Raw genomic sequence first — 9087 nt, 5'->3', positions numbered from 1 at the left:
CTAAACCATCTTTCTCTCCAATTTCCAACGTTCTTCTGACTTCTATAGGAATAACCACTCTTCCAAGGTTATCTAGCTTTCTTACAATACCAGTTGATTTCATGATATAATTCCTCCTCATTTTAAATGCATTTTATAGATTGCATTCTCTTATTAAAAACTTTCATATTGGTTAAACTATCAGCAGGAGGTGATCACTTTGAAAAAAGCACTTATTTCTGGTATGTTTTCAAGTGTCTCCGATGCCGAGTTGATTACCCAAATGCTTGATTTTGCTGATTTACAAGAAGATACTAATTTGTTGTACAAAGATTTAAACCAGAGAAATGAAAAGAATCGCTAAGTTAATTAAAACTATTGTTTACCGTCCCTACTAGAAGAGGTAGGGACGGTTTTTTATAATTAATTCTGGGATTAAAACTCATGCGTAATCATTATGCGACCAGTACCTCCACGGACTCATCCTCCGGCTTAAAGAATATCTTTTGCTCAAAGGCTTCCTGAACGGCTTTAACGTGACTAATGACAAGCACTACACCAAACCGACTAGCAACCTGCTTCACCGCATCGATAACCATCGGTAAAAACTCATCCGATTGACTCCCAAAGCCCTCATCGATCGTAAGCCAGTCCACCTTTGAGCCAGCACGCCGAGCCAATAATTCCGCTAAAGCAAAGCGAATGGCAAAATCTATGCGCAGCTGCTCTCCACCGCTATACGTCTCATAGATGCGCTCACCAGCCCAGTCACCAACAATGATATCTAAGGTCTCTGCCATACCGCTTCGGCTTTTCAGTTCCTTTTGCGTTTCAAACTTGAGGTAGTTCTTTCCACCGGACATCTGCCCCAGAATATCATTGGCAATTCGCTCGAGTTCAGGTACCGCATTTTCAATAATAAGAGCAGGGATTCCGTCTCTACTAAATGCTTTCACAAGAGTCTGGTACCGGACTACTTTTTTGGACAATGGCGCCATTTCGTCCACCAAGGTCTGCCGAGTGATTTCATCAGCTGCCAATGCATCCAGTTTCGCTTGTACACCTCCGAGAGCAGCAACTAAACGTGTTAGCTCATCCCTAGATACTTGGAGTGTTGTCTGCAAGTTTGTGCATTTATCTTTGGCAGCCTGCTCCAATCCTTTGGCATCCCCGATGATAGATTCATATTCTGTTTCAAGTTTGGTTGCTTGCTCTGTAAGGGTATTAATTTCTGTGTTGGAGCGATTAATAATTTCAGTAGCGGAAGTCGATACTTCCCGAGCTATCGCAAGCTGATCTTTTGATAAGAGATACGGCTGCAGCAGCTTTATTTTTTCTTCCATAGCTGGAAGTTCTTTTAACCCTTCGGCCAATACACGATACTGTTCACGCATAGATTCGATCCTAGTTTCAAGATCTATTTGGCGAGTTAGATATTCACTATTTTGCTTCTTATAGGTATCCAGAAGCTGAATCTGACCATCTAGTTTGGCAAAGGCTTCCGCATCTAGCTTTAAGGTACTTACTAACCCCTGCAGCCTAGACCATTCTGTAGCGTGATAATTAAGACCATCCATCTGCGCTTTTAAATCATCTTGTTGTTTTTGCAGATTTTCTGCATCAGGATTCTTAAGTACTTCAATCTGAGCTAGTAACTCTGTAATTCTCTCCTGGGCTTCTTTGGCATCTTTCAGAAAGGCACACTCTGCCCGATCTATATCAATGCACTGCGCATTTTGTAAGATGTTTGTCTTTCCTTCTAGCAACTTAATTTCCTTAGATAGATTAGCCTTTTTCATATCAAAACGAGTGACAGATAGTTCTAGAGCTTTTTGCAAATCCACCCATTGGCGAGAAAGATCTTCGTAGGAAACCCTAAGAGTGTCTATCTTCGCAAAATCAGATATCGCTTGCTTATAATCTGCAGCAGCCATTTTCAGCCGAGGTCGATCAGCTAGAATCGATTCCAGTTTAACTATTTCTGCATTCGTATTTTTTAGGCCGGTTACAACACCAGCAAGTTCTTCTTTTAAGCGTACAGCCTCAGTTTGTAAATTGTCCTGTTGATCTCTTTGAGTCTGCAGTACAGTAACTTGTTGCTGTGTCTGTTCATATTCCACGACTTTGGCCAAGATCGTTTCTTCTTGAAGCAAAAGCTTGTTGGCTGTATCCAAACGCCCCTGCTGCCGCTCACGTTCAATCGTCTTGGCGTCAATACTAACTCTCAAACCCTTTGCCTGCTTGTCAATTGCGTCGGCTTGCTGAATGCGAGCGACCAACACATTATGATCTACCTGGGCAATCTGCAAATCAGCTTCTGCTTTTTTAATCTGAGTTTCAATAGTGGCTTTTTGCACTTCATTGGCAAATTTCAGTGTCTCAAGTGTGACTTTATCAACTAACCGTCCGTCAATTTCGGACACTTTGACTTTGGCCTTTTCTAACTCTAAATTAGTTGCTTGCAGCTTTGCCTTCGCTTTTTCCTGGAGCGTTTCGTACTGATCCAGCTGCAGCACCTGAGCTAAAATTGCTTTACGCTGCCCCGCTGGCCTAGAGGTAAATTCATTCGATTTGTTTTGCAAAATCATACTGCTAGATGAAAAGGTTTCTGCATCTAAATTCAGCAAGGCAATAATCTTTTTCTGCGTCTCAGCAATACTAGCACCGGATTCACTAGCCCATAATGCACCAGACTTACGCTGCAGCTCTAAAGTGGTTTTCCCTTTACCTTTTGTACTGCGAGTGCGAATGGTTCTATAAATCTCGCCTTGGTGCTCATAATCGAATATGACTTCTGCTTCAGTAGTGCCAATGCGGACCATATCATCCGCACTGGTGCCAGGCTTCGTGGTACCATAAAGCGCGAACATAGGGGCAATCGTAAAGGCTGTACTTTTACCTGCTCCGTTAGGGCCTGCTATTGCGCTACATGTGATATTAGACAAATCAATATCAGCATAAGGAATGGCGCCAAAGTTTTTAATCTGAATGCGTAGAGGTCTCATTGCTTACCAACTCCTTTGATTTACTAATGGCGTATATCTTCTTACCTTTTTTATGAATACCCCAATTGATCAACTTCTTATAGAGGTCTGATGCAGCCATTTGATAAGAGGCCGCAATGAGAATCTTAGAAACTTTACTTTCAACAAGGAATCTTGCATCCTCTGGTGTTAAGTCTTGCGGATACATCGGTCGTGCTTTATATAGAGATAAACCTCTTCTAACACATTCAATAGGGGTTGGATCTTCTGGCTCTACTCTTTTGAGTACTACCTGGCGCGGAGTCGTTCTCCACGCCATTTCACCAGGGATGATGATCTCTGCATTTGCCATATGCTAAAACACCTCCACCCCATGAAATTTCAAACCCTCTATCCAACGCTCTTTTACTTCTTCCGTACAATGAGCCATAGCATCAGTCCATGTAGCATCGCGCCCGTGTTCCATCTTAAACTTCATTTGATAATACAAGCTTTGCTGATTATGAGGTAATCGAGGATCATGCTTCACTGCGCACTCTTGGCATACATCTGGTTTCGGTGGTAAAAGCATCATGGATGACATCGGAATTTCCTGAATTTCAATGATCTTCCCCGTTCGCTTGCTCTTAAATGTATGCATCTACTACCACCTCCAAGCAGCTGGTATCAAATCCGCCAGTTCTACCATCTAGAAGAACTAATTGAGTCCCGCAAGCCTTCCAAGGCTCGCTCCTAGTAATCCATACTTGCCCTTTGTATTTAGTTGCTTCAAAGCAATTAATCATACGAACTTTAGTTCCAATAGGCCACTTAACATTTTTAACTTTTGCTTTTTTAGGCATTTGCTAGTACCTCCTGAGCTGCAAAGTCAAAAACTTCTACTACTTTACCATCAGGAAAAACTACCTCTCGACCTTTACCTAGTGTGCCAAACAAGCCAAAGGATGCCCAATTGCAACCGTTACCCACGTCTTTCTTGTCTTTCGCACCTAGCCCCGTTGTTCTGCCAATGCATTGCTGAGGAGCATCGTCTGGTTTACCACCAGCGTCCATATGTTCCTTAATGGTTGCGACCTTACCGCAAGCTGGGCAAACAAATGCAACTGCATTCTTTGATTCAAAGCGAGTTTTCATCTCAGCTTGCCAGTCTTCCAACGTTTGCTTTATCATGCTGATACCTCCGAAATTGGATATAAACTCCATGCAAAAGCTATTTCCGGCCCCATGATACTTACAACAAGATAGTAAATTACCTTTCCCTTCCACTCGTTGCGATATATTCCGTACAGCTCTGGATTAGGAATCATGACCGCCGTATCTCCTAATGCGTAGTTGTCCCGAACATCTAGTCCTACGTGCTTCTTGAATAAATTGTCCAGCCGCTTAGATTTTTTAAATTCTTCAAATTGCTCTGAAGATAATTGAATAATTTTCTCTATCTCGTTGATCATGACGCACCTCCATGCTGTGTTTTAAAAATATCATCTGGATTGTTGTGTTCCTGACAAACATCCAAATCAGGACCTATCTTGGTTTTGCATTTATTGCACATTGGTCTATCGCAAGTCTTTCCTTCGCCCACAGGATAGTCACATAAGCTAGTGATGGGCTTTCCGCAGTAATGGCAAGGCGTAACTGGTTTACGTCCCCTGCTGCAAATCATAATCACACTACCATCAGAACCTACAAGACATTCACAAGGCATCAGCTGGCACCTCCATCAATTCAGCCGTCATAGCTGCCAATTCATCAATCTCCAATGAATCAATTTCTTGATTACTAGCCCACTTTCTTAGCGCATCTATAGGTCCAAGAACTTCTGTAATCTCAGCATCACGCAATCGATCTTCGGAACGTTTTACATCACCTTTGATTTCACTGACGTAGTAGACGCCTGCATCATATAAAGATTTTTCTAATGTTCTTCGATTGAGCTGCCGATTAAGCTCCTCACTGCATGTATAGTGAATTCGAACAATCGCATCCTTAGGACGTGGTCCATGATCTTCTTCATCATCCTCGCCCCAATCCCAACATAAAAAACCTTCAATGACCATTTTTACTCCGAACTCATCTAATTTATAGGTCACAAAGCGTCTTGCTGGAGTATCAATAAATCTAGAATCAAACTTCTGCCCATCCCATTCATGAATCCAAAATCCTGCATCTACTTTCTCATCATTAAAGCTAAGTCGTTCAGGAGATCCACTATAAAATACATTCCCATTCTGCTGAGGACGATGGATATGACCTAGCGTAACCAGATCATATCCTGCAACTGCCTCAGTGGTAAGGATTGCTTCCTGCTGCATCAACACATCCTCAAAACCTGTATCAGCCAGATCATATGTAAAATGACCAACAAGGATAGATGGACTATAGTTACTTTCCCTTCGAAATTCTTGGCAAGTCTCCGTTATATGGTCCGTCATCATCTGATGCACTACATGCGCCGGTAATCCACGATACTCTTCCTTATTAACAAAATTTGATCTATCCATCCCTGGGACGCATACTAGCGAAAAACCATATTCACCATCATGGTCGCACCAAATTGGCTCTGTAGCGATTGTTACCTTAGGCAGCTGATAATCTTTCAATAACTCATACGCACTAATAGGATCATGACTTGGAGTACCTGAAATTATAAATATCTCAATACCTGCTGCAGTTAGTTTTCGTAGCCATGCAGTGCAAGCTCGAATCTCCTTACTTGCCTTTTCTAGAGCAATATCAGCTTTTCGAAACATATCACCAGCAACAATTGCGATGTCACAACCTTCTGCTATCATCCGATCCGCTGTCCAGTCCATAGTTCGACATATATCATCGAATCGAGCGGTAGCAGTGGGACCAGAATAACCTAGCCCCCAATGTATATCTGCTATATGAGCTATTTTCATGCCATATCACCTGGTAGTGCAGCTGACATAAGTAAGTCTTGTAATTCTTCCTCATTGGTTTTTGCTATAAAATCAATCACAGAACTAGCTTCAGCCGTAGTCAGATCATTAAGTGGCTTATTTTTTACATATTGAACAATGGATTTAATGCCACTCTCATCAACATTCTTTCGCTTGGCATCACCAACGATTTTGCCATACTGCTTGTCCGACAATTTATTGCCTGTAGGTGGATTAAAGGAAGAACGTTCATCACTAGCCTTAGGAGTGGCACGCTGCTTTTCAAGCCTTTCTTTAGGCGCATCACTGCCTTCACCTTCCAGCCAAGCTTCTAATTCATCTTCCGACTGACTGAAAATACTCGAACTTCTAGTTGCTGATAAAACAGCATCCACTAAAGATCTTTTCTTTGCCATTTTCAAAATGGTATTCCATTGATCGATCAGGTCTGTGTTTTCAATCCGGTATTTGGCATATTCAGCACCAGTCTTTTTGTTCTTGAAGATTTTATTTACTAGCGCTTCTTTGTCTAAGCTTTTAGGTACGTCACTCTCATACACCCAACGATATCGATACTTACTTTCATAGCTGCTTGCTTCGCCAACACCTTCGGCAATGATAGTGCCGGTCTTACGATGCACGATTTGCATAGTAATCTCCGATAAGTAATATCCAGTCTTAAAATCCCGAGTGTCATTTTTGGCTTTTACAATAGGAGCAAATCCATATAATTCACATAGCTTTTCTGCACCTGGCTTATAAAGGGTAGGCTTGTCCGTACCTGGGATAATTCCATAATCTAAATCCTTAACCATAACCTGCTTGAAGAATTTCTGAACCAGATCAAGCTTAGTTGTCATTTCAGCTAATCGAATTGCCATATCACTCGCCCCACTAGAATCCATATCAAGCAACGCTCCGCTTTGTTGCTGTGGTGCTAATATTGTTACGTTATTTTCCATTACGCCACACCCCCTGTTACTACACGACGAGTAAGATTGCCTTACCAATCCTCTCCCTCTATTACCTGAACCCCTCCCGCAGGTTCCCATCCTGGTTTTCCATTCAGGTGCATGCATTTATGGCAAGCGTCATGATTTGACCGATCCTGAAATTTGCAAGTAGTGCATGAGGCACCAAGATTAACAACTTTCTTCATTTTGATTTCCTCACTTTCGTATTTGTTAAGGTGGACCATGTCGCAAGACATTTAGGACATTGATATACAGCTATGCGAATATAGTCCTCAATTTTAACCCCTGGTACTTTGCAAGCTACGCAGCTAGTTAGCGGCTCAATGTTGCTCATGTTGCAGCACCTTCTTCCTACTAACCTCAACCCCTATGAGATATGCCAAACGGCACCAATACTTAGCAGTAATTTTACTCATTACCTTTCCCTCCGATTGACCACTATGTACTGCACATGGTACAATAATGGTGCAAATTTGATCTAACCCTTTAAAGTCGCTTGCGGGCCAACGCAGGTGACTTTTTCTTTGTGCATTCCCAAGGATATAAGAGCATTCTTCAACTTATCATAGGTTTCGCAAATAACACTAAATCGAGATTGCTCATGCTCATCTATGATTCCATCTGCAAGGATATCTTCAAGTTCAGTCCGCGTATTCTCAGCATCACTTAGAAATTTCATGACCTTCATGCCTGCCAATACAGGCTCCATTTTCTCGAAAGAAAGACCGATCGCCTGACCAGCAGGACAATGGCAGCTACAATAGTTCATGATTAACTTTCCATCTTGCTTTAAAAATTGATCAATAGCTATCAATTCATATGGATCTGGTAGCGCACGATTATTCTCAATTTTCATGTACCTTTTTCGGTCAATTCCACACTCATTTGCTACTACATCTTGGGACTTTTTATGACGCTTTCGTGTCTCAATAAACACTGCTTTCACCCCCTCTCCATGAGATAATGAGCTAAGAGGACACTCCTTACGTTCTCACCCCCACTCAGCCTGTCTATCCGGACAGGCTCTTTTTTTAGATAAGAGCAATAGCCAAAAGCGCCATACCGCCAACAACTAAAACCCAGAGCTTGTCACCGTCCTCATTTTGGACTACAGTCTTTGATTCTGTTATACCAAAACGAATATTTTTGATAACGATCATACAGTCACTCCCTCTTCAAGTAGAAGCTAATTAATTTAGAAGCTTAACCTGCCTCCAAATTTTCATCTTTTACAGGTGGATTACTTTTAAGAGCAATTTTTAAAGCATTTATTTTTCTTTCTTTGTCGTCTTCAGCAGGTTCATGTATTCGCACATAAGTTATAAATTGACGACCTACCTTACATTTTTCTGTAGAACTTGTGACTGACATCCTGTCGCCTCCCTCTCTGAAACTCGGTGAAATTTAGATACTCCATCCCGATAAACGCAGGGTTGTTCAAAGACTAGCTCCCGTTTTCCATTAGGAAATTCATTTACATATACGATTAATTGGGATTGTCCAGCTCGAAGTTGAACATTTTCATTTGCATTTTTGAGGATCGCTTCTAATAGCTTTAGATCCATATGAAATTTTTTAGATTCTATTTTTCTCACCTCTTTAAGGAATTTCTTCTTGTTGCAATATCTTTTCAATCTCATCACAAAACTTAAAACATCGTTCACAGAAATCGGGGTCCCATAATTTTAAGCCACTAGGATCATTCAATATTTCTCTTGTATTCACTAACAGGGAAAAAGCCTTATTCCTCTCTTCTTTTGAGTATTTGATATACCTTACCTCCCTTAGAAGATATCCTCTGTGCCATTTAATGCTGCGCAGGAAACTATCACTTATTACCGAATTATGGTAGTAACCTGCCATAATCCAAAGTCTGGAGGTAATTATGTCGATTATTATTCGTTCAGTGTCCGGATACTGTCCATATCTAGATGCTGAGTATTCAATTGCTGTTAAGTATGCCGTAACTCGTTCTTTAAGCCAGCATGAGCCTGGATATAAACCAATAGGCTTTGATTGTGACGAATCAGAATCTTGTTCATATGGTGAACGTAATAAGTGCCCAATTTATGAAGATGAATTAGCAACTAACTAATAGTTAGAAGTTTTCCTTTTCATTGGTCCCATATCCACACCAGTAATGTCTTTTAATTTAAGCAGCGTGTCCCATTCCAGCCTCCAATTCGTTTTCGCACATTCTGGAGACTGAGGACACAAACTGCAAGGATCAGGAAAGTCAGGATCTTC

Annotated in this window: 15 protein-coding genes and 1 pseudogene; 2 read left to right on the top strand and 14 right to left on the bottom strand. The window is 41.4% G+C overall.

The window, feature by feature from the left end:
- Positions 1-103, bottom strand: a pseudogene (gene abrB / locus LMF89_RS26445) (transition state genes transcriptional regulator AbrB); the annotation flags it as partial.
- 96 nt (positions 104-199) lie between these two features.
- Between abrB and LMF89_RS24410 the strand changes: the two are divergent.
- Positions 200-343 (top strand): hypothetical protein, encoded by a 144-nt coding sequence (locus LMF89_RS24410; protein ID WP_229537425.1) that lies wholly within the window; start codon positions 200-202, stop codon positions 341-343.
- A gap of 91 nt (positions 344-434) precedes the next feature.
- On the opposite strand, the gene LMF89_RS24405 is transcribed toward LMF89_RS24410, so the two are convergent.
- The 13 genes from LMF89_RS24405 to LMF89_RS24350 all read right to left on the bottom strand — a co-directional run bounded on the left by LMF89_RS24405 (position 435) and on the right by LMF89_RS24350 (position 8211).
- On the bottom strand, positions 435-2984 hold the full coding sequence (locus tag LMF89_RS24405; RefSeq protein WP_229537424.1) for an AAA family ATPase: 2550 nt from the start codon (positions 2982-2984) through the stop codon (positions 435-437).
- Complete coding sequence (locus LMF89_RS24400; protein ID WP_229537292.1) at positions 2959-3315, bottom strand: hypothetical protein; 357 nt, start codon at positions 3313-3315, stop codon at positions 2959-2961. The genes LMF89_RS24405 and LMF89_RS24400 overlap by 26 nt, the downstream gene beginning before the upstream one ends.
- 3 nt (positions 3316-3318) lie before the next feature.
- Complete coding sequence (locus LMF89_RS24395) at positions 3319-3603, bottom strand: hypothetical protein (protein ID WP_229537290.1); 285 nt, start codon at positions 3601-3603, stop codon at positions 3319-3321.
- Complete coding sequence (locus LMF89_RS24390; RefSeq protein WP_229537288.1) at positions 3590-3805, bottom strand: hypothetical protein; 216 nt, start codon at positions 3803-3805, stop codon at positions 3590-3592. Before LMF89_RS24390 ends, LMF89_RS24395 begins: the two co-directional genes overlap by 14 nt.
- On the bottom strand, positions 3798-4133 hold the full coding sequence (locus tag LMF89_RS24385; RefSeq protein WP_229537287.1) for a VVA0879 family protein: 336 nt from the start codon (positions 4131-4133) through the stop codon (positions 3798-3800). Before LMF89_RS24385 ends, LMF89_RS24390 begins: the two co-directional genes overlap by 8 nt.
- The gene (locus LMF89_RS24380; RefSeq protein ID WP_229537286.1) at positions 4130-4414 is read right to left on the bottom strand and encodes a hypothetical protein; all 285 of its coding nucleotides are present in this window, start codon (positions 4412-4414) and stop codon (positions 4130-4132) included. The genes LMF89_RS24385 and LMF89_RS24380 overlap by 4 nt, the downstream gene beginning before the upstream one ends.
- Positions 4411-4668 carry a hypothetical protein gene (locus tag LMF89_RS24375; RefSeq protein WP_229537285.1) on the bottom strand — a complete coding sequence of 86 codons (258 nt, stop codon included), beginning with the start codon at positions 4666-4668 and terminating at the stop codon, positions 4411-4413. Before LMF89_RS24375 ends, LMF89_RS24380 begins: the two co-directional genes overlap by 4 nt.
- A complete protein-coding gene (locus tag LMF89_RS24370; protein ID WP_229537284.1) occupies positions 4658-5866 on the bottom strand; it encodes a metallophosphoesterase family protein in 1209 nt (402 codons plus the stop codon). The genes LMF89_RS24375 and LMF89_RS24370 overlap by 11 nt, the downstream gene beginning before the upstream one ends.
- Positions 5863-6828 (bottom strand): hypothetical protein, encoded by a 966-nt coding sequence (locus LMF89_RS24365; RefSeq protein WP_229537283.1) that lies wholly within the window; start codon positions 6826-6828, stop codon positions 5863-5865. Before LMF89_RS24365 ends, LMF89_RS24370 begins: the two co-directional genes overlap by 4 nt.
- A 41-nt stretch (positions 6829-6869) precedes the next feature.
- The gene (locus LMF89_RS24360; RefSeq protein WP_229537423.1) at positions 6870-7025 is read right to left on the bottom strand and encodes a hypothetical protein; all 156 of its coding nucleotides are present in this window, start codon (positions 7023-7025) and stop codon (positions 6870-6872) included.
- Between the two features lie 293 nt (positions 7026-7318).
- A complete protein-coding gene (locus tag LMF89_RS24355) occupies positions 7319-7777 on the bottom strand; it encodes a helix-turn-helix domain-containing protein (protein ID WP_229537422.1) in 459 nt (152 codons plus the stop codon).
- Between the two features lie 94 nt (positions 7778-7871).
- The gene (locus LMF89_RS26015) at positions 7872-8000 is read right to left on the bottom strand and encodes a hypothetical protein (RefSeq protein WP_255711626.1); all 129 of its coding nucleotides are present in this window, start codon (positions 7998-8000) and stop codon (positions 7872-7874) included.
- Positions 8001-8043: 43 nt separating this feature from the next.
- Positions 8044-8211, bottom strand: a complete 168-nt coding sequence (locus LMF89_RS24350) for a hypothetical protein (RefSeq protein WP_229537421.1) — start codon at positions 8209-8211, stop codon at positions 8044-8046.
- Positions 8212-8725: 514 nt separating this feature from the next.
- On the opposite strand from LMF89_RS24350, the gene LMF89_RS24345 reads away from it, so the two are divergent.
- Positions 8726-8935: a hypothetical protein gene (locus LMF89_RS24345; protein ID WP_229537420.1), complete on the top strand. Its 210-nt coding sequence runs from the start codon at positions 8726-8728 to the stop codon at positions 8933-8935.
- The last annotated feature ends 152 nt before the right edge of the window (positions 8936-9087 follow it).

This window comes from Pelosinus baikalensis (assembly GCF_020819555.1).
Taxonomy (GTDB): domain Bacteria; phylum Bacillota; class Negativicutes; order DSM-13327; family DSM-13327; genus Pelosinus; species Pelosinus baikalensis.
Note: the sequence above shows the minus strand (reverse complement) of the source record. Positions and strands in the feature narration are given on the sequence as shown.